The following is a 19,598-nucleotide window of genomic DNA, read 5'->3' on the forward strand; positions in this document are numbered from 1 at the left end:
TCCTACGGTCAACAGGGTGAATCATTGCGTCTGGCGCACTTATAAACTGTCGATAAGTCAGTTTTCGTCAGCATCGGCTGTTCATAAACTGCTCTGGTTTTCTTGTCTGGAGCAGTATTTCCATGAGTTCCCTCGCTGTCGCTGCGCCTGCTTCGGTTGAAGCCGCCAGCAAGCCGGCAGCCATTGCACCGCCGGTGTTCGGGCCGCGGATCATCATCGGCCTGGTGGGCGTGCTGCTGGCGGTGCTGGTCTCGGGCCTCAACGAGATGGTGACCAAGATCGCCCTGGCGGACATTCGTGGTGCGCTGTTCATCGGCTACGACGAAGGCACCTGGCTGGTGGCCTGCTACACCGCCACCTCGGTGGCGGCCATGGCCTTCGCGCCCTGGTGTTCGGTGACCTTTTCCCTGCGGCGCTTCACCCTGTGTGCCATTGGCCTGTTCACCCTGCTGGGGGTGCTGTGCCCCTTCGCCCCGAACTACGAAAGCCTGTTGCTGTTGCGCACCCTGCAAGGCCTGGCCGGCGGCGCGCTGCCGCCGATGCTGATGACCGTGGCCCTGCGTTTCCTGCCGGCCAACGTCAAGCTCTACGGCCTGGCCGGCTATGCCCTGACCGCCACCTTCGGCCCCAGCCTGGGCACGCCCCTGGCGGCACTCTGGACCGAGTACGTGGGCTGGCAATGGGCGTTCTGGCAGGTGGTGCTGCCTTGCCTGCTGGCGATGGCGGCGGTGGCCTACGGCCTGCCCCAGGACCCGCTGCGCCTGGAGCGTTTCAAGCAGTTCAACTGGCGCGGCCTGCTGCTGGGCTTTCCGGCGATCTGCATGCTGGTGATCGGTATCCTGCAGGGCAACCGCCTGGACTGGTTCGAGTCGCCGCTGATCTGTGTGCTGCTGGCCGGCGGCCTGGTGCTGCTGGTGCTGTTCATGATCAACGAGTGGTCGCAGCCGATTCCCTTCTTCAAGCTGCAGATGCTCGGCATCCGCAACCTGTCCTTCGCCCTGCTGACCCTGGCCGGGGTGCTGGTGGTACTGACGGCGGTGATCATCATCCCGTCCGCCTATCTGGCTCAGGTCCAGGGCTACCGGCCGTTGCAGACCGCGCCGGTGATGCTGGTGATGGCCCTGCCGCAACTGCTTGCGCTGCCCCTGGTGGCAGCACTGTGCAACCTGCGCTGGGTCGATTGCCGCTGGGTGCTGGGGATCGGCCTGGGCATGCTGGTGCTGTCCTGTCTGGGCGGTACGCACCTGACCTCGGCCTGGATCCGTGACGACTTCTATGTGCTGCAACTGCTGCAGATATTCGGCCAGCCCATGGCAGTGCTGCCATTGCTAATGCTTTCCACCGGCAGTATCACCCCGATGGAAGGGCCTTTTGCCTCGGCGTGGTTCAACACCGTGAAAGGCCTGGCGGCGGTGATCGCCACCGGTGTGCTGGATGTGCTGACCACCCGCCGCCTGCATTTTCATTCGACCATGCTGGTGGACAGCCTGGGCAACTCGCCTCTGGTGGACGACGGCGTCGCCGGCCTGGCCCGGCGCCTGCACCAGCAGGCCGTGGTGCTGACCTCCGCCGACCTCTACTACTGCATGGCAGGGCTGGCCGCTGTGCTGATCCTGCTGATTTTCTGGCTGCCGACGCGGATCTACCCACCGCGGGCACCGACTTGAACGAGACCTTTGTCATGACGACCCAGAACAAACACAAAATCGCCATTGCGGTAGCGGCAGTGGCGGCCCTTGGCGTGCTGGCCTACCTGGCGCTGCCGGGGCTGTTCGGCCGCGCCGGCGAGCAGACCACCAACGACGCCTTCATCGCCGCCGACTACACCCTGGTGGCCCCGCGCGTGGCGGGGTTCATCAAGGAAGTGCTGGTGGAGGACAACCAGCAGGTCAAGGCCGGGCAACTGCTGGCGCTGATCGACGACCGTGACCTGCGCGCCGCGGCCCAGGCGGCGGATGCCGAGACCCTGGTGGCCAAGGCGCAGTTGCAGAACGCCCGGGCGACCCTGGACCGGCAGAGTTCGGTGATCGCCCAGGCCCAGGCTGCCTTGAGCGCGGCCCAGGCCGAGCGAGCCTTTGCCGAGCATGAACTGAACCGTTACAACCACCTGGCCGGGGTCGGCGCCGGCACGGTGCAGAACGCCCAGCAGGCCCGGACCCGCATCGACCAGGCCAGCGCCCGGCTGGCCACCGCCACCGCAGCCCTGGCGGCAGAGCGCAAACAGGTGGAGATCCTCACCGCTCAGCGCGACGCCGCCGAAGGCGGCTTGAAACGTGCCCAGGCGGCCCTGGAAATGGCCAGCTACGAGTTGTCCTACACGCGCATCGTGGCGCCGGTGGACGGCATGGTCGGCGAGCGCGCGGTGCGGGTCGGTGCCTATGTCACCCCGGGCAGCAAGATCCTTGCCGTGGTGCCGCTGCAGCAGGCCTATGTACTGGCCAACTTCCAGGAAACCCAGCTGACGGCCATGCATGCCGGGCAGGTGGTGGAGGTGCGGGTCGACAGCCTGGGCGGCGAGACCCTGCATGGTCGGGTGGAAAGCCTGGCCCCGGCCACCGGTGTGACCTTCGCCGCGGTGAAGCCGGATAACGCCACCGGCAACTTCACCAAGGTGGTGCAGCGCATTCCGGTGAAGATCCTTCTGGAACCCAACCAGCCGTTGGCCGAGCGGTTGCGGGTGGGCATGTCGGTGGAAGCCAGCGTGGACACCCACAGCTCTGCCACCAGCGCCCGCGAGGTGACCCAGCGATGAGCCGCGAACGCAGCCGTCACAGACGCTCCCACGGGCTCCGCACTCTGCTGGCGCTGAGCCTGCTGTCCCTGGCCGCGTGCAATGTCGGCCCGGATTTCCAGAGGCCCCAGGCGACCCAGGTCCAGGCCTGGTCCGCCCCGGCCCAGGCCGCTGCCAGCCAGGCGGTGGACAGTGCCATGCAGGAGCGCTGGTGGGAGGTGTTCAACGACCCGCAACTGTCGGCCCTGAGCCGTCGCGTCCTGAGCGATAACCTCGACCTGCAACTGGCCACCAGCCGTTTGCAGCAGAGCCGGGCGGCGCGCCAGGTCATTACTGCCGAACGCTATCCGAGCACCTCGGCCAATGGCGGCTACGGGCGCAAGCGCAACAGTGCCGAGGGCCTGAACGACCCTTCGGGGAACAACGGAAAATCGGCCTTCAATCTCTGGGAAGCGGGCTTCTCCGCCTCCTGGGAGCTGGATTTCTGGGGCCGGGTGCGGCGCGAAACCGAGGCCGCCGATGCGACCCTGGAAGTGGCGGAGAACGACCGGCGCGGGGTGCTGCTGTCGGTGCTGGCGGAAACCGCCCAGGACTACATCCAACTGCGCGGCGTGCAGAGCACCCGGGCGGTCACCGAGCAGAACCTCGAGGTCGCCCGGCACAGCCTGAAACTCTCGCAACTGCGCCTGGCCGACGGCGTGGCCACCGACCTGGACGTGGCCGAAGCCGCCGCCCAGGTTGCCACCATCGAGGCGCAACTGCCGGAGCTGCAACAGCGCCAGGCGCAGCTGATCAATGCCCTGAGCCTGCTGCTGGGGGAGCCACCCCAGGCCTTGCACCAGGAACTGGCCAGCGATGCGCCAGTGCCGCAACCGCCATCCCAGGTGGCTATCGGCCTGCCTTCGCAACTGGCCGAGCGGCGTCCGGATATCCGCCAGGCCGAGGCGCGCCTGCATGCAGCCACGGCCAGCATCGGTGTGGCCAAGGGCGATTTCTATCCGCGCATTACCCTGTCCGGCAACTTCGGCTCCCAGGCCCTGCAACTGGCGGACTTCGGTTCCTGGAGTTCGCGGCAGTTCGGCATCGGCCCGCAGTTCAGCCTGCCGCTGTTCGATGGCGGCCGCCTGCGGGGCATGCTCCAGTTGCGCGAGGCCCAGCAGCAGGAAGCAGCCCTGGCCTACCAGCAGACGGTGCTGCGGGCCTGGCACGAAATCGACGACCAACTGACCCGCTACAACGCCAGCCAGTTGCGCCGCGACAGCCTGGCCGAAGCGGTGCGGCAGAACCAGATCGCCCTGCGCACGGCACAGCAGCAGTACATCGAAGGGGTGGTGGATTTTGTCAACGTGCTGACGGTGCAGGGGGCCTTGCTGGCAACCCAGGAGCAGTTGGTGGAAAGCTCGGCCGGAGTGTCCCTGGCCATGGTTGGCCTGTACAAGGCGCTGGGGGGTGGTTGGCAGTCGGTCTACCCATTGCAGGCTGCCAGCCAGCCAGGTTGAAAAGCGTTTTGCCTGGATTGAGAAAAAAGTGTAATGATAATTGCTCTCAATCATGTGCGCAGTTTCATTCATGCAAGCCACCACTGACGGCAACGCTCAACTCCATCGTCTGTATCAGGATCATCACGGCTGGTTGCAGGGCTGGTTGCGCAAGCGCCTGGGCGATCGCGAGCATGCCGCGGACGTGGCGCAGGACACCTTCCTGCGCCTCTTGCTCTCGGGGCGTTTTCCCGGGCAGCAGGAAAGCCGCAGCTACCTGGCGCAGATCGCCCGCAACCTGGTGGTCGACCAATGGCGGCGCGCGCGCATCGAGCGCGCCTACCTGGAAAGCATCGCCCACTTGCCGGAGCCGCAGACCCCCTCCCTGGAAAGCCGCGCGCTGATTCTCGAAACCCTGATGCAGATCGACGCCATGCTCGACCGCATGCCGGACAAAGTGCGCCAGGCCTTTGTCATGTCGCAGTTCGAGGGGCTGGGCTATGCGCAGATTGCCGAGCGCCTGGAGGTTTCCGTCAGCTCGGTGCAGAAGTACATGACCCGTGCGATCCAGGCCTGTTACCAGGTGCTCTACGCAGAATGAAACCTCATCAAGCACCCATTGCCCCCAGCGTTGTCGAGCAGGCCAGCGAGTGGCTGATGCTGCATTGGGGCGGCGAATTGAGCGCGCAGCAGCGCAGCGCCTTCGACGCCTGGCAGCAGGCCGATCCCGAGCACCAGCGAGCCTGGCAACGCCTGCAGCAACTGCAACAGACCCTGCAAGGCGTGCCGGAACACAGCACTCATGTGCTGTTGGCCAAGGCGCCGGACCAGCAGCGCCGCGCCGCACTGAAGCTGCTCGGCTTGCTGCTGGTGGCCGGTGGCAGCGGCTACCTGGTGCAGGACAGCCAGCCCTGGCGAGCGGCCTTCGCCGGGCAGCGCAGCGCCACCGGGGAAATACGCCACCTGACCCTGAGCGACGGCAGCCGCCTGGACCTCAACAGCGCCAGCGCCGTCGACCTGCTGTTCAGCGCCAGCGAACGGCGCATCCGCCTGATCCAGGGCGAGATCCTGCTGACCAGCGGGCATGACCCGTCGCGGCCGCTGATCGTGGAAACCCCCGCCGGCGATATCCAGGCCCTGGGCACACGTTTCGCCGTGCGCGAGTTGGACGGCGGCACCCGGGTCGATCTTTACGAAGGGGCCCTGCGGATCAGCCCCCGTCACACCCAGGCCCTGCAACTGAATGCCGGCGAACGCCTGTGGTTCGACGCCGGCCGGGTGTCGGCCCGGCAAGTGGCCCAGGTCAATGCCAGCAGTTGGAGCGAGGGCCGGTTGATTGCCGAACGCCAGCCCCTGGGGCAGTTCGTCGCTGAGCTGTCACGGTATCGGCCAGGGGTGCTGCGCTGCGATGAGCAGGTGGCGGGCTTGCTGCTGACCGGGGTCTTTCCCCTGGCCGACAGCGATGCGGTGCTCGCCGCCCTGGAGCGCTCGCTACCGGTACGGGCCCATGCGGTGACCCGCTACTGGGTAACCCTCAAGCCGCGAGGCTGAATGCAAAAATATTTTGTCAGGCGGTTGTCGATTCCGGCGCGCCGTTCGGGATACCCCATGAAAGCCGATCAAGACGCATTCTCATGGGGAGTTCAGGAATGCCTTACCAGACCGCTGCATCCATTTTGACCCTGGGCGCTACCGCGCGCCGCCGAGCCTTTGTTGCGCTGCTGGCGGTGGCACCCGTGCTGCCAGGCATTGTCCAGGCCGAGCCGGGCAGCCAGAGCCAGGCCCGCGACTACCAGATCGCCCCCGGCAACCTCGACCAGGTGCTGAACCGCTTTGCCAGTGCGGCGGGGATTCTCCTGTCGGTGGATGCAAGCATGACGGCCGGCAAGCACAGCCAGGGCCTGCAAGGCCGCTACGAAGTGGCGCAAGGGCTGCACCAGCTCCTCGCGGGGACCGGCCTGCAGGCCACCCAGAGTGGCGCCAGCTGGGGGCTGCAGCCAGTGGCCCAGGGCGCTGCCCTGGAGCTGGGGCCAACCCGCATCGGCGCCACCCAAGTGGATGAAAATGCCTGGGGCGCAGTGCCGGGGATCGTGGCCAAGCGCAGCGCCACCGGCAGCAAGACCGATTCGGCGCTGGTGGAGATTCCGCAGACCATCAACGTGATCGGCGCCAAGGAAATCAGCGCCCGTGGTGCCCAGAGCGTGACCGAGGCGCTGCTCTATACCCCGGGCATGACCGGCGGCGGCTTTTCCGACCGGGTGAAGATTTTCGACGAACCCACCTCCCGTGGTTTTTCACCGACTCCGCTGTACCTCGACGGCCTGCACTTGCCCTATGGCGGTGGCAGTACCGGTGGTGCCCTGCAGATCGAGCCCTATTCCCTGGAGCGCATCGAAGTGCTCAAGGGCCCGGCCTCGGTGCTCTACGGGCAGAACCAGCCGGGCGGGATCGTCAACATGGTCAGCAAGCGGCCCACCGAGACCCCCGTGCATCAGCTGAAAGTGGAAGCCGGCAGCTACGACCACAAGAGCATCGCCCTGGACCTGGGCGGCCCGCTGGATGAGCAGGGGCAGTTCCTCTATCGCCTGACCGGCCTGGCCAGCGACAGCCAGGACGCCATCGATTACGTGCAGCGCCAGCGTCAGTTCATTGCCCCGAGCCTGACCTGGCGGCCGGATGACGACACCCAACTGACGGTGTTTGCCCAGTTCCAGAAGGACAACGACGTGCCCGAGGCCCAGGGCCTGCCCAGCGTGGGCACGGTGTTCGCCAACCCCAACGGCAAGATCGACCGCGACCTGTTTCTCGGCGAGCCCGGGGTCAATGCCTACGACCGTGACCAGTTCGTCGTGGGCTACGAGTTCTCCCATCGCCTGAACGATGTCTGGACCCTGAAGCAGAATGCCCGCTATGCCGACGTCGACGACCGTTACCGTGCGCCGCTGCACGGCTACAAGTTCGTCACCAACCCCAAGACCGGGCTCGACGACCAGCGCTACATGACCCGCTACGGGGTCGACTGGAAGCAGCACAACAAGGTCTTCGGCGTGGATAACATCGCCCAGGCCGAATTCGACACCGGGCCGTTCAACCACACGGTGCTGGTGGGACTGGATTACTACCACTTCAATTCGAAATACCACGGCAAGTACGACTACAACCCGCCGATTCTCGACATGTTCACCCCCACCTACGGCCAGTCGCTGAATTTCGGCAACGCTTACCAGTGGGACAACACCATCATCCAGACCGGCCTCTACGTGCAGGACCAGATCAAGTACGAGAAGTGGGTGCTGGTGCTGGGCGGTCGCAACGATTGGGCGGAAACCGACAACAAGGCGCCGCTGGGTGGGGCCCATACCAACGTCAAGAACCAGTCCTTCACCGGGCGCGGGGGGCTGGTGTACCTGTTCGACAACGGGCTGGCGCCCTTTGTCAGCTACTCGGAATCCTTCCTGCCGTTGAGCGGCACCAGCTTCCAGCGCAGCGCGTTCGAGCCTTCCACCGGCAAGCAGTACGAAGTGGGGGTGAAATTCCAGCCTCCGGGCCAGGAGAGCTTCGTCCAGGTATCGGCCTATCAGCTGGACCAGGAGAACATTCTGACCACCGACCTGGCCAACCCCGGGTTCAGTATCCAGAGCGGCGCGGTGCGCTCCCGGGGTATCGAGCTTGAAGCCAAGGCCAGCCTCAGCGAATCGCTGGACGTGATTGCCTCGGCATCGCGCAACGACATCAAGTACACCAAGGACAACGATGGCCGCGAGGGTCGCCACCCGGCGGGCATGCCACCCCTGACTGCTGCGTTGTGGCTCAACTACACCATCCTGGGCGACACCCCCCTGGCAGGCCTGGGAGCGGGCGTCGGCGCCCGCTACGTCAAGGGCAGCTACGGCACCGACTACGACGGCGCCTTCCAGATCCCTTCCTACACCGTGTACGACGCCGGCCTGACCTACGACCTTGAAAAGTCGCCGTTGCAGCTCAAGGGCGTGAAGCTGGCGCTGAACGTGAAGAACCTCACCGACAAGACCTACGTCGCCAACTGCACCAGCATCTGGGACTGCTACTACGGCGAAGGCCGGACCATGGTCTCGAGCCTGACTTATGACTGGTAAGGCCGCAGCAGCTGGGCTCACCAGTAGTCCGGCTTGATCGCGGGCGCCTTGCGGGTCGCCACTCGTTCGGGGAACTGGTGCTTGCACAGTTCCTCTGCGCTGACGACCCGGCGCATCCAGTGGGCCTGGGCTTTCAGTGAGCCGGGTTGCGGGCGCTGATACTGCGGGCGGTGAGGCAGGATCACGCCAAGGGTCAAGTCCGGGAAGTCTTCGCGAATGGCCCGCAGCGCTGGTGCCATATCGGTGTCTCCCGAGACCAGCACCAGTTGCTCGATGCGTTCATCTGGAGGATGCAGGGCTTGCCTGGCTGTGAGGCGGTACATGCTGATCGCCAGATGGACGTCGGTTTCCTTTTCCTCAAGTTTCCAGATGTCCACCGTGTCCTGGCGTGAAGCCCCTACGGCTTTATTGATGAAGCGTGGGGCTTTGGCCGGTTCAAGCTGATGGCGCCCCAGGTGCACATTGACCTGGGACGCCTTCAAGGCGCGCAGGTAGGTGTCTTGCGCTTCCTTGGAGGCCCGGCCGCGGGTGGCCAGCCGGGGTTTGACTGAAGAAGTGAAGTAGTCCACCGAGGCCAGTCGGCTGGCGGGGTTTTCGATCTGCACGATATGGGTCAGCAACCCGGGCAGGTCGAGCCACTTGAATGGGGTGTCGGCCAGCAACCCGTAGAACAGGTTGTAGCCATCGACAAAGAAGGCCGTGCGCACTATTCCATTCCCTGGAAACGAAAAAACCGGCCTGGGCCGGTTTTTTCACCCCAACGGCCAGCGAACTTAATCTCTGCGTACGGGGTTGAGTTGTGAGGTCGAGCCTAGTGCCTGTATTCGTCGAGGTCAATCCTTGTCCGACGAGAGAGGTATCACCAATGGCTGCTTGGCATATCAACTCCGCGGGAACCGTTTTGCCTCAGCAGGCCTCGAGGATCAAGGGCACTGATGGGCATTACTGTGAGCACTTATTGCACCGCTCTCAGGGCCCGGACTGAGGATTCTGCAAGAACACCACGTAGCCCTTGAACCAGGGGCTGTCGCGCAGGGCCTGGGGTTCCTGCCATTCACCGCCCTGGATCAGGCCGACCTTGTAGGGCAGGCCCATGCGGTCCAGGCGCGGCAGGTAGCTGGCGTAGTTGGGGATGCTGCGGCGGCCCTGGTAGGTCTGCACCACCACTTCGTCCACCACGCCCTTGAACTGGGCGATGGCTTGCGGGTCGGCGTTGCTGCCCCAGTCCATCAACCCGGTGATGCTCAGGCGGTAGTGCGCCGGCAGGCGCTGGCGCAGGTCGCGCAGGAAGTGGCCATAGCGTTCCAGGTCGTGGGTGCTGCTGTCGAAATCGATCTGGATGCCCACCACCTGGGTGCCCGTGGCCTGCCAACGCCGGACCTGGCCCAGCAACTGGTCATACAGCGGTTCGGGCCAGGCCAGGGTGTGGGCGCGGTAGACCACCCACACCTGCTCCTGGCGCAGACGCGACACCGGCAGGCCCTGGGCGATGAGCTGGACGCCGCTGGCCGGATGGCGTCGCGAACGGCTGATCTGGCCCTGGAGGAGGTACAGGGTCCTGGCCTGGCCCAGCACCGGCTGGGTCTTGACCCCGCTCCACAGCCAGAAGGCGTCGTAGTCGGCGGCGTCCACTGCCGCGCTGGCCGGCGTTGCCCAGCACAGCCACAGCAGCAGGCCATAGCCCAGGCGCTTGCCTACCAGTAGTAACGCAGCGACTGAGCCCACTGGGTATCCCCCAACTTGGTCTTCAACTGGCGGAACCAGGCCTTGCGCACGGCGGGCTCGACACCGGCACCGCCACAGTTGTTATGGCCCGAGGAGGCGTAGCAGTTGATGGCTCGGTACAGCGCGTAGGCGCGATCGTCACGGCTGGCCTTGGGGTTGTTGATTACCACCTGATAGCCGTCGAGCCGCGAGAACGGCTTGCCCGGGAACGTGTCCTGGGTGCCGCCCAGGTTCTCGGCCGGTGGCGGGGTGTCCAGGGGCATGCGGTCGAAGCCGCTGAAACGCATGAACTCGCCGAGGCAGAGCAGCCCGGCCGGGGCTTTCGGGTCACGCTGCAGGAGGGCGGCCGTCTCCAACAGGCTTGGGCAGCGGTAGTCGGGTTTTTCTTCTTCGGGCTGTGGGCCATTCCAGTGGAAGTCCTGCAACGGCGGGGTAACGAGGTAGATGTAGCCCAGGCTGGCGGCAAGGCTAGCGTCGGGCAGGGTGGGCGGCAGTTGCTCGAAGTCTTTGCCGAAGGCCGCGTACTGGCCGCGGGTCAGGTCCTTGTACAGCAGGATAAAACGCGCGGCGTTGCGTTCCGCTGGCGACTCGGCCTTCTGCGCTTGCTGGCGCAGCAGTTGGGGAGAGGCCACCTGGCGCAGGAGAATGGCGCGCACCTGGGCAGTCTTGATCGGCGAGCCGTCGGCGAACACCTTGGCCAGTTGCCCGCTGCGCTCGTAGCTGTAGGCCAGGGCCAGTTCCAGCTGTTCGCGTTGCAGCGGTTGCTGGGCCAGGGGCAGCAATTGCAGCCACAGCGCCTCGGCGCCTTTCCAGTCCTGCTGAGCCTGCAGGGCCAGGCCACGCAGGATCTGCTGGCTGAAGCTCAGGTAGTCCAGTTGCGCCGGCACTTGGCTGGGCAATTGTTTGAGCGCCGCCGCCGGTTGTTTTTCGACATACAGGCTGAAAGCGGCCTGGAGGTAGTCGAACAGCGCCGGCTGGCTGGCGAACAGGGCCTTCTGCTGTTGCAGGGCGTCCCGGGTCAGGGGCGCCGATGGGGCGTCGCGCATGCGCATCAGGTCCTTGACCGCCAGCAGCAGCGGAGCCTTGAAGTGGTCTTCGGGCAGGCTCAGCAGTTTGTAGTCGACTTCTTCCACCAGGTCGTCCAGAGGCATGTTGCGCGGGGTGCCGGGAGCCTGGGTCAGTTGCCAGGCGTAGTCCTCGGCCAGGGCCTGGGTGTCGCCCGTCAGCCAGTGCACACGGCGGATCAGACCCTTGGCGGAAACGGCGTAGCGGCCCTGTGGATAAGTCTTCAGGTAGGCCTCGAAACCGGCGCCGGCCTGTTGCAGGACGGCTTTGTCCACATGCTCCAGATTGACCATGCTCCATTCATCGAAGGCGTTCTGCTGGGCCAGGTTGAGCAGGGTGCGCGGGCTCATGTAGGCCGCGGTTTCGGCCAGCCAGGGCTGGGGACTGTCCTTGAGCGCGGCAAAACCGTTGCCGGCTTCGTTGAAGCGGCCGCTGTAGAAGTCGGCGGCGGCCTGCAGGTAGCCGGCGAACGCCTTGGCCGCTGCCGAGTTCAGGTTGGCCGGCAGCAGCTTGCTCATTTCGCTGGCGTTCCAGTCGCAGCTGGCCAGCAGTTGCACCCGGGCCTCGGCCAGGGCCTGGCGTTCTTCGGGGCTCAGTGGCGCCTGGTCGAGCTGCTCCACAAAAGCCAGGGCACTGGCGTCCGAGTTGCTGCGGCAGCGGCTGCCTTCTCCGGAGAGAAAGCCGTTCCCGGCGGCTTCCTTGCTATCGCGACGCAGGCCTACGGCCTGCAGCAGGCTGTCGAGCTGCTCGGTGGCGGGCGAGGGGCCTGGCTTGGGTGGGTTGCCAGTGTCGGGATCGAGTTCGGGCTGCGCCGGGTGCAGGCGATAGTGCATGAAGGGCACAGGGCCGTAGCCCATGCCCAGCTCATCCTGGGTCAGGGCCCGGGGTGCCAGGGGCAGGCTGCCCTGGTCGGCCAGCAGCAGCCGCAAGTTGACCCGGCTGTCGTTGCCCGGGCTGAGAAAGGGCAGGTTGCTGCAACCGTCCAGGCGATTTGAGTAGAGCGACCAGGTCGGCGAGCAGATGTCATCCGAGCTGGCCTGCGCCTGGCCGGCGCACAGGGCGGTGAGGGTCAATGCCGAGAGCAGAAGCTTGCGCATGAATTGTCCTTAATTCAGAAAAGCCATGAGGGCAGGTTCCGAGTGTGGCGAAAATCATACAGAAGGCGCCGGCTGGCACCTACGTCGCTGGTTAGAAAATCCGCCGTTCTGTGACGCGGCTTTGCTGTCCTCCGGTCTATGTTCATCCATTGCCGGTGATGGCTGGGCCTGACCCCGTACCGCGGTACCCGAGGGCAATCGGCAGGCGTCGCACATGGCATTCGAGGAGCGGCTTTTTACCCTTGCGTCTGTGCTTTGCGGTTTTCCAGGCAAAGGACGATGCTATCGGGGTTTGAGCGACCAGATCAGGCGAGTTTATGGGGAGCAAGGAATGGATTTTCGCAGAGCGCCGGAGTTGATCGGGCGTTTGCAAGAGCAGGCCGTCGTGCCTCAGGAGCAAGGTGTGCAGCGGCTGATGCGCTTGGCGCTGGAGTATTGGTTGCTGCCGGTGTTGCTGTTGGCTGCGGCCGTTCGCTTTTATGACCTGACCGCCGCGGCCATCTGGGGCGACGAAGGTTCCAGCCTGGTGCTCAGCCAGTATTCGCTGAGCGAAATCTGGTTTCATGCGGCCCGCGACGTCCATCCGCCGCTGTATTTCATGCTGTTGCGTGGTTGGATTGAACTGTTCGGCGACGGGATTTTTTCCATTCGCACCTTCAGCGCGCTGCCAGGGATAGTCACCGTAGGGCTCGGCATGTGGCTGGTGGCGCTGCTGGCGACCCGTCGCGCGGCGATTCTCGCCGGTGTGCTGCTGGCCCTGCTGCCCACGGCCGTGCGCTACAGCCAGGAAGTGCGCATGTATGCGCTGCTGGGCCTGTTGCTGTTGGGAGCGACCCTGGCCCTGGTGTACTGGCTGCGCCAGCCCTCGCGTCGGGGCCATCTGGTGAGCTACGCGCTGCTGATGACCCTGGCTTTCTACACCCATTACTTCACGGTGTTCTGCGTGCTGGCGCACTGGCTGTACCTGGTCGTTTCGGGCGTGCGCGCCGAGGGTGGCGGGCGCCTGGTCACCCGCCCGACCTGGTGGCTGGCGAATGCGGCGATCGTGCTGCTGTTCCTGCCCTGGGTTCCGGAGTTGCTGGACCTGCTGCGGCACATGGACGAGCTGAAGGCTAACGGCGATGTCGGCTGGGAGCCGGTGGTCACCTGGTCTTCGCTGCCGGCGATGGTCTGGCAATTGCTGATCCAGGACGAAGGCGACAACCTGCCAGGTGCGCTGTTCGTGGGCATGCCGCTGCTGTTGCTGGCGGTCTGTAGCGTCCTGGCCTGGCGTGATGGTGCACCTGCCAGGTTCGGCGGGCTGCTGGCGAGTTTCACCCTGCTGCCGTTGTTGTTGGTGTTTGCGGTGTCGTTCGCTTCGCCAGTGTTTATCGAGCGCTACCTGACCGCTTATGCCTTGGGCTTGCCGATGATCATGGCGGTGCTCATCGATCGCTGGCTTAAGACTGCCCGGCTGGTGGCGCTGGCGTTGCTACTGGGGTTCGTGGGGCTGGAAGCGGTGGGGCTGAAAAACAACATCGATGTCGACGCCAACGACCAGATCAGCGTGATGGTCGACTACGTCAACCGGCACTACGTCGCGGGCGACCGCATCGTTATCAGCGACATGCTCTGGTACTTGAGCTACGTCTACTACAACCGCACCGACGCCCAGCCGATGCTCTATACGCCGCCGCTGCCGGGAGGCACCTCCAGCAGGCCGAACGCCTACGGCTTCGGCACCCTGATCGACCACCCGGATCAGGTCTACCTGGATCAGTTGAGCGCCTTGTCAGTGGGCAGCGGGCGCTATTGGCTGGTGGGGTCGGACGATCAGTCCGAGGAATTCGCGCCATTGCCCCAGGGGTGGCACAAAGTCGGTCAGTTCGCCGCGGGTGGTACTCGGGCCCGCTTGTTTGTCCTCTGTGGCTCGGCAGCCGGCGCTTCCTGTGCCGGGCAATGAACGCGCAGGGTGCCGTTCGGAAGTTCGAGGCCTTGTGTCTTGCAGCGCGACCTAGACTTGCATCAGGAGTCACAGTCCTGTCCCCGCTTGCGGGGCACCGAGGTGCATCATGCGTATGGCAAGAACCGTGCAGCGCAGCCTGGAACAAGCCGCTTGCGAGTTTGATCTGGTGAGCCATCCCCATTCCGCCAGCAGCCTGGAAACGGCGCGGGTGGCGGGGGTACCGGCGGAGCGAGTGGCCAAGTCGGTGATCCTCGACGATCACCACGGCCATTACCTGATGGCGGTGTTGCCGGCCAGTCGGCACCTGGACCTCGGCAAGGTGCGCGGCAGCGGCGAATGGCAGGTCACCCGGGAAAGCACCCTGGCCCACCTGTTCAACGACTGCGAGCGCGGCGCGGTGCCGGCCCTGGGCGAGTCCTATGGGCTGGACGTGGTGATCGACCCGCTGCTGACCCGGCAGAAAGACATCTACCTGGAAGCCGGCAACCACCACAACCTGGTGCACATGAGCATGGCTCAGTACCTGAAGCTGGTGCCCCACGCCGAGGTTTGCGAAGTCTCGCACTGATCAGGAGCCCGACCATGGAAGCACCGACCCACAGCCTGCCGGCGTTGTTCAAGCAGTTGGGGCTGGCCGACGACCCGGTGAGCATCGAGCGTTTCATCGCCACGCATTCGCCGCTCAAACCGGAGCTGCACCTGGCGGACGCGTTTTTCTGGAGCGAGAGCCAGGCCGACTTTCTGCGCACGGAAGTGCTCGATGATGCGGATTGGGCCGAGGTGGTGGATCAGTTGGATGTGTTGTTGAGGAAGGGGCGCGGGGGCTAGGTCGGTGGCGGCCATTGGCGAGCGGTGTGGACCAGGGCCAGGATCCAGACGTGGCCTTGGCTTATCTGATAGACCAGGCGATAGCTCGGGTGGGGAATCAGCTCGCGGGTTCCTGCCACCAGTCCCGTGGAGCCTATCTGCGGGTTGAGGACCAGATGGTCGACGCATTCGCTGAAGCGCCTGTCCATGTCGACCGCAGCCCTCGGGTTGAGCACATGCAGGTAATCCCAGATATCCATGCGGTCCTGTACGGCTTCGGGAACCCATACAACCTTCATTCCAGCCTCGATGCCCGAGCGCGTCTGGCAGCGAACTCTGCTTCTACCTCTTCATGGTTGTGCCCGCGTTGAGCGTCTACGGAGGCTCGAGCCAGCAGGACTTTCTGTTGCAGGAAGGCCTCGTACTCACGGGATTCGTGCTGTTTTTGCACGAACTCGCGCATCAACTCGCGCACGATCTGTGAGGCTGGGCGATGTGCGGCCAGTGCCTCCGCCATAAACTGATCCCGCAGTTCAGTTTCCAGTTTCATCGTAAAGATGGCGTGCTTGGGCATGAGCGTTCTCCTCAAAAAGTACTGAAAAAGTATATACCTTTTCAGTACTTATTCTGTTTTGCAGGCGCTGGATCCAAGGCTTGGCCGAGGTATTTGTTACAAAACTTGACTGGATTTATCCGTCAATGACATATTGATAGTTAGCAAACTAACAGTGTGCGAACAATCTTGTGTCCAGCTCCCTTGAATCACTCCACATGAATATCAGCAGTGGCATGGTGGTCGCGTCCCGGCATTGGCGGCGGATCTGCCAGACCACGCTGGTCAACTTCGGCATTTCCGAAGCCTGCGCGGTGCCGCTGTTGATGATCGGGCGCCTGGGCGAGGGCGTGCGCCAGGTCACGGTGGCCCAGGCCGCGGGGATGGAAAGCCCGTCCCTGGTGCGCCTGCTGGATCAACTGTGCAGCGCCGGCTACGTGTGCCGCAGTGAAGACCCCCACGACCGCCGGGCCAAATGCCTGAGCCTGACCGACACCGGTCGCGAGCTGGTGCAGGCGGTGGAAAGCGAGTTGGTGCGCCTGCGTCATGAAGTGCTGGAAGGCATTGGCAGCGCCGACCTGGAAGCGGCGTTGCGGGTGATCCGCGCGTTCGAGTCCGCCAGTCATGTACCGGTGCTGCCATCTTGAAAGGCTTCTTTACCGGCATGCCTCCCGCGCGGGACTGGTTCTATGGCGTACGTACCTTCGCCGCGTCGATGATCGCCCTGTACATCGCCATGCTGATGCAGATGCCCCGTCCGTATTGGGCGATGGCCACGGTGTACATCGTCTCCAGCCCCTACGTCGGCCCCACCAGTTCCAAGGCCCTGTACCGGGCGATCGGCACCTTTCTCGGGGCGGCGGCCGCGGTGCTGTTCGTGCCGATGTTCGTGCAGAGCCCCTACCTGCTGGTGGTGATCATCGCCCTGTGGACCGGGATCCTGCTGTTTCTGTCCATGCACCTGCGCACTGCCAACAACTACGCCCTGATGCTGGCCGGCTACACCTTGCCGCTGATCGCCCTGCCGGTGGTGGACAACCCCCTGGGGGTCTGGGACGTCGCCGAGGCGCGGACCGAGGAAATCTTCCTCGGCATCGTTTGCGCCGCGGTGATCGGCAGCATGTTCTGGCCCCGGCGGCTGGCCCCGGTGTTCGTCGATTCCGCCGCCAAGTGGTTCGCCGATGCCGCGCTCTACAGCCAGCGCTTCCTGGCCCGCAACGTCCAGCCCGAGGAAGTCAGTGCCCTGCGCGCGTCCATGGTGGGCACCTTCAACACCCTGGAACTGATGATCGGCCAGTTGCCCCACGAGGGCGCCCGGCCGCAGACCGTGCGCAACACCAAGGAGCTGCGCGGGCGGATGATCAATCTGCTGCCGGTGGTGGATGCCCTGGACGATGCCCTGTATGCCCTGGAACGGCGTACCCCGGAGCTGGTGGCGCAGTTCGCCCCCTTGCTGGCCAAGGCCGATGAATGGCTGCAAGGCACCGCCCGGGATGCTTCGGTGGAACGCTGGCAGGCCCTGCGCGATGAACTCGAAGCCTTGCAGCCAAGCCCCGAAGCCCTGGATGACCGGCGCCAGCTGCTGATGTCCAACGCTCTGTATCGCCTCGGCGAGTGGATCGACCTGTGGCAGGACTGCCGCAGCCTGCAGCACGCCATCCAGAGTGAAAGCCAGGCGCCCTGGCGCGCGGTCTACCGGCATTGGCGGCTGGGCCGGTTGACGCCGTTTCTCGATCGTGGGCTGATGCTGTACTCGGCGGGCTCGACGGTCCTGGCGATCATCGTCGCCTCGGTGCTGTGGATTCTCCTGGGCTGGACCGACGGCGGCAGCGCCGTGATCCTGGCGGCGGTGGCCTGCAGTTTCTTTGCTTCCATGGACGACCCGGCGCCGCAGATCTACCGGTTCTTTTTCTGGACCGCGATGTCGGTGCTGTTCGCCAGCCTCTACCTGTTCCTGATCCTGCCCAACCTGCACGACTTCCCGATGCTGGTGCTGGCCTTTGCCGTGCCGTTCATTTGCGTCGGCACCCTGACGGTGCAGCCGCGGTTCTACCTCGGCATGCTGCTGACCATCGTCAACACCTCGTCCTTCATCAGCATCCAGGGCGCCTACGACGCGGACTTCCTGAGTTTTGCCAACTCCAACCTGGCCGGTCCCATGGGCCTGCTGTTCGCCTTTGTCTGGACCCTGATCGCCCGGCCGTTCGGCTCCGAACTGGCGGCCAAGCGCCTGACCCGCTTCAGCTGGCGCGACATCGTCAGCCTCAGCGAACCGGCGACCCTGGCCGAACACCGGCACATGGGTGCACAGATGCTCGACCGCCTGATGCAGCACCTGCCGCGCCTGGCCATGACCGGGCAGGACACCGGCATAGCCCTGCGGGAGTTGCGCGTGGCGCTCAATATGCTGGACCTGCTGGCCTACGCACCGCGGGTGCAGGGCGTGGCCCAGAGCCTGCTGCGCCAGGTGGTGGCCGAGGTGGGCGAGTACTTCAAGGCCTGCCTCAAGGCCGGCGAACGCCTGCCGGCCCCCAGCGGGCTGCTGATGACCCTCGACCGTACCCGCCGCGCCCTCGGCAGCCAGGGCCTGCAAGGCGACCACGAAACCCGCCTGCACCTGCTGCACGCCCTCAGCGGCCTGCGCCTGGCGCTGTTGCCGGGGGTGGAATTCGTCGCCACCGGCGAGCTTGAAGAACCCCTTCCCCATGGCATCGATGGAGCGCCCCTATGATCGGTGATCTGGATATCAGCGGGGTGTTCCTGCCCACGCTGCTGGTGCTGATGGGCATCACTTATGGCTTGTACCTGCTGGTGCACGGGGTGCTGACGCGCTTGCACTTTTATCGTCTGGTCTGGCACCGGGCGCTGTTCAACGTGGGTCTCTACGCTCTGCTACTGGGCGCCGTGGACTCTCTCAGTCGATACCTGATGACATGAAAAAACCTTTATTGACCATTGGCCGTGTGGTCCTGACGTTACTGGTGGTGACCTTCGCGGTCGTGGTGGTCTGGCGCATGGTGATGTACTACATGTTCGCGCCCTGGACCCGGGACGGGCATATCCGCGCCGATATCGTGCAGATCGCTCCGGACGTGTCCGGGCTGATCCAGCAAGTGCAGGTGCGTGACAACCAACTGGTGCAGCGCGGCCAGGTGCTGTTCAGCATCGACCAGGACCGCTTCAAGCTGGCCCTGCGCCAGGCCAAGGCGGCCCTGGCCGACCGCCAGGAAACCCTGGCCCAGGCCCAGCGCGAGGCCAAGCGCAACCGTGGCCTGGGCAACCTGGTGCCGCGCGAGCAACTGGAAGAAAGCCAGTCCCGCGAGGCCCGCGCCCAATCGGCCCTGGCCGAGGCCCAGGTGGCGGTGGACAGCGCCCAGCTCAACCTCGACCGCTCGGTGGTACGCAGCCCGGTGGACGGCTACGTCAACGACCGTGCACCGCGTACCCAGGAATTCGTCACCGCCGGGCGCCCGGTGCTATCGGTGGTGGACAGCAACTCCTTCCACATCGATGGCTATTTCGAAGAGACCAAGCTCGATGGCATCCATGTCGGCCAGGCGGTGGATATCCGTGTGATCGGCGACCGTGCGCGGCTGCGCGGGCATGTGGAAAGCATCGTCGCCGGGATCGAGGACCGTGACCGCAGCAGCGGCTCCAACCTGTTGCCCAACGTCAACCCGGCCTTCAGCTGGGTGCGCCTGGCGCAACGGATTCCGGTGCGCATCGCCTTCGACGATGTGCCGGCGGACTTTCGCATGATCGCCGGGCGCACCGCCACGGTGTCGATCCTCGACGACCAGGCCAAGCAGGAGCCCGGCCAATGAACAACGGCGCGCGTTTGGCCCTGGCCGGGCTCGGCCTGCTGCTCTCGGCCTGCCAGATGGTCGGGCCGGATTACCAGGTGCCCGGGGATGCTGCGGTGCAGCGCAAGGATTTGCAGGGCCAGTTGAGCGCCAAGGGCGCCAACGTGGTGTCGGCGCCGGTGCCTGCCGACTGGTGGCGGCTGTACCAGGACCCGCGCCTGGACCAGCTGGTGCAGCAGGCCCTGGCTTCCAACACCGACCTGCGGGTGGCGGCGGCCA

Annotated in this window: 18 protein-coding genes and 1 pseudogene; 14 read left to right on the forward strand and 5 right to left on the reverse strand. The window is 65.0% G+C overall.

The window, feature by feature from the left end:
• The first annotated feature begins 122 nt into the window (after window positions 1–122).
• The 6 genes from F6S12_RS23345 (at window position 123) to F6S12_RS23370 (ending at window position 8,324) form a co-directional block, all read left to right on the forward strand.
• Window positions 123–1,667 (forward strand): MFS transporter, encoded by a 1,545-nt coding sequence (locus tag F6S12_RS23345; RefSeq protein WP_011058523.1) that lies wholly within the window; start codon window positions 123–125, stop codon window positions 1,665–1,667.
• Window positions 1,668–1,681: 14 nt separating this feature from the next.
• Window positions 1,682–2,752, forward strand: a complete 1,071-nt coding sequence (locus F6S12_RS23350; protein WP_011058524.1) for an HlyD family secretion protein — start codon at window positions 1,682–1,684, stop codon at window positions 2,750–2,752.
• Window positions 2,749–4,230, forward strand: coding sequence for an efflux transporter outer membrane subunit (locus F6S12_RS23355; RefSeq protein ID WP_015633681.1), 1,482 nt, complete (start codon window positions 2,749–2,751; stop codon window positions 4,228–4,230). The genes F6S12_RS23350 and F6S12_RS23355 overlap by 4 nt, the downstream gene beginning before the upstream one ends.
• 70 nt (window positions 4,231–4,300) lie before the next feature.
• Entirely contained in the window at window positions 4,301–4,810 is a 510-nt protein-coding gene (locus tag F6S12_RS23360; RefSeq protein WP_011058526.1) for a sigma-70 family RNA polymerase sigma factor, read from the forward strand.
• A complete protein-coding gene (locus F6S12_RS23365) occupies window positions 4,807–5,760 on the forward strand; it encodes a FecR domain-containing protein (RefSeq protein ID WP_152685858.1) in 954 nt (317 codons plus the stop codon). Before F6S12_RS23360 ends, F6S12_RS23365 begins: the two co-directional genes overlap by 4 nt.
• A gap of 98 nt (window positions 5,761–5,858) precedes the next feature.
• Window positions 5,859–8,324 (forward strand): TonB-dependent siderophore receptor, encoded by a 2,466-nt coding sequence (locus tag F6S12_RS23370; RefSeq protein WP_011058528.1) that lies wholly within the window; start codon window positions 5,859–5,861, stop codon window positions 8,322–8,324.
• 17 nt (window positions 8,325–8,341) lie between these two features.
• Here F6S12_RS23370 and F6S12_RS23375 read toward each other — a convergent pair whose 3' ends face one another.
• The 3 genes from F6S12_RS23375 to F6S12_RS23385 all read right to left on the reverse strand — a co-directional run bounded on the left by F6S12_RS23375 (window position 8,342) and on the right by F6S12_RS23385 (window position 12,211).
• A complete protein-coding gene (locus F6S12_RS23375; protein WP_152685859.1) occupies window positions 8,342–9,031 on the reverse strand; it encodes an NYN domain-containing protein in 690 nt (229 codons plus the stop codon).
• Between the two features lie 262 nt (window positions 9,032–9,293).
• On the reverse strand, window positions 9,294–10,049 hold the full coding sequence (locus F6S12_RS23380) for a DUF3142 domain-containing protein (RefSeq protein ID WP_152685860.1): 756 nt from the start codon (window positions 10,047–10,049) through the stop codon (window positions 9,294–9,296).
• The gene (locus F6S12_RS23385; protein ID WP_161467396.1) at window positions 10,019–12,211 is read right to left on the reverse strand and encodes an outer membrane assembly lipoprotein YfiO; all 2,193 of its coding nucleotides are present in this window, start codon (window positions 12,209–12,211) and stop codon (window positions 10,019–10,021) included. The genes F6S12_RS23380 and F6S12_RS23385 overlap by 31 nt, the downstream gene beginning before the upstream one ends.
• A gap of 331 nt (window positions 12,212–12,542) precedes the next feature.
• Here F6S12_RS23385 and F6S12_RS23390 point away from each other — a divergent pair, with 331 nt between their 5' ends.
• The 3 genes from F6S12_RS23390 (at window position 12,543) to F6S12_RS23400 (ending at window position 14,984) form a co-directional block, all read left to right on the forward strand.
• Entirely contained in the window at window positions 12,543–14,153 is a 1,611-nt protein-coding gene (locus F6S12_RS23390; protein WP_152685861.1) for a glycosyltransferase family 39 protein, read from the forward strand.
• A gap of 109 nt (window positions 14,154–14,262) precedes the next feature.
• The gene (locus F6S12_RS23395) at window positions 14,263–14,724 is read left to right on the forward strand and encodes an aminoacyl-tRNA deacylase (protein ID WP_011058532.1); all 462 of its coding nucleotides are present in this window, start codon (window positions 14,263–14,265) and stop codon (window positions 14,722–14,724) included.
• Window positions 14,725–14,738: 14 nt separating this feature from the next.
• On the forward strand, window positions 14,739–14,984 hold the full coding sequence (locus tag F6S12_RS23400) for a DUF2789 domain-containing protein (protein ID WP_011058533.1): 246 nt from the start codon (window positions 14,739–14,741) through the stop codon (window positions 14,982–14,984).
• Here the strand turns inward: F6S12_RS23400 and F6S12_RS23405 are convergent.
• Together F6S12_RS23405 and F6S12_RS23410 are read right to left on the reverse strand one after the other, a co-directional pair.
• Window positions 14,981–15,262 carry a type II toxin-antitoxin system RelE/ParE family toxin gene (locus tag F6S12_RS23405; RefSeq protein WP_015633689.1) on the reverse strand — a complete coding sequence of 94 codons (282 nt, stop codon included), beginning with the start codon at window positions 15,260–15,262 and terminating at the stop codon, window positions 14,981–14,983. The two genes, F6S12_RS23400 and F6S12_RS23405, sit on opposite strands and share 4 nt — an antisense overlap.
• On the reverse strand, window positions 15,259–15,537 hold the full coding sequence (locus tag F6S12_RS23410; RefSeq protein ID WP_015633690.1) for a hypothetical protein: 279 nt from the start codon (window positions 15,535–15,537) through the stop codon (window positions 15,259–15,261). The genes F6S12_RS23405 and F6S12_RS23410 overlap by 4 nt, the downstream gene beginning before the upstream one ends.
• A 197-nt stretch (window positions 15,538–15,734) precedes the next feature.
• On the opposite strand from F6S12_RS23410, the gene F6S12_RS23415 reads away from it, so the two are divergent.
• The 5 genes and pseudogenes from F6S12_RS23415 to F6S12_RS23435 all read left to right on the forward strand — a co-directional run.
• Window positions 15,735–16,163, forward strand: coding sequence for a MarR family winged helix-turn-helix transcriptional regulator (locus F6S12_RS23415; RefSeq protein WP_011058536.1), 429 nt, complete (start codon window positions 15,735–15,737; stop codon window positions 16,161–16,163).
• Entirely contained in the window at window positions 16,160–18,247 is a 2,088-nt protein-coding gene (locus F6S12_RS23420; RefSeq protein WP_041751900.1) for an FUSC family protein, read from the forward strand. Before F6S12_RS23415 ends, F6S12_RS23420 begins: the two co-directional genes overlap by 4 nt.
• The gene (locus F6S12_RS23425; protein ID WP_011058538.1) at window positions 18,244–18,453 is read left to right on the forward strand and encodes a DUF1656 domain-containing protein; all 210 of its coding nucleotides are present in this window, start codon (window positions 18,244–18,246) and stop codon (window positions 18,451–18,453) included. The genes F6S12_RS23420 and F6S12_RS23425 overlap by 4 nt, the downstream gene beginning before the upstream one ends.
• Complete coding sequence (locus tag F6S12_RS23430; protein ID WP_011058539.1) at window positions 18,450–19,340, forward strand: HlyD family secretion protein; 891 nt, start codon at window positions 18,450–18,452, stop codon at window positions 19,338–19,340. Before F6S12_RS23425 ends, F6S12_RS23430 begins: the two co-directional genes overlap by 4 nt.
• Window positions 19,337–19,598 (forward strand): annotated as a pseudogene (locus F6S12_RS23435) (TolC family protein); the annotation flags it as partial. The gene F6S12_RS23430 and the pseudogene F6S12_RS23435, both read left to right, overlap by 4 nt.

Source organism: Pseudomonas sp. JV245A (assembly GCF_032424515.1).
GTDB lineage: Bacteria > Pseudomonadota > Gammaproteobacteria > Pseudomonadales > Pseudomonadaceae > Aquipseudomonas > Aquipseudomonas protegens.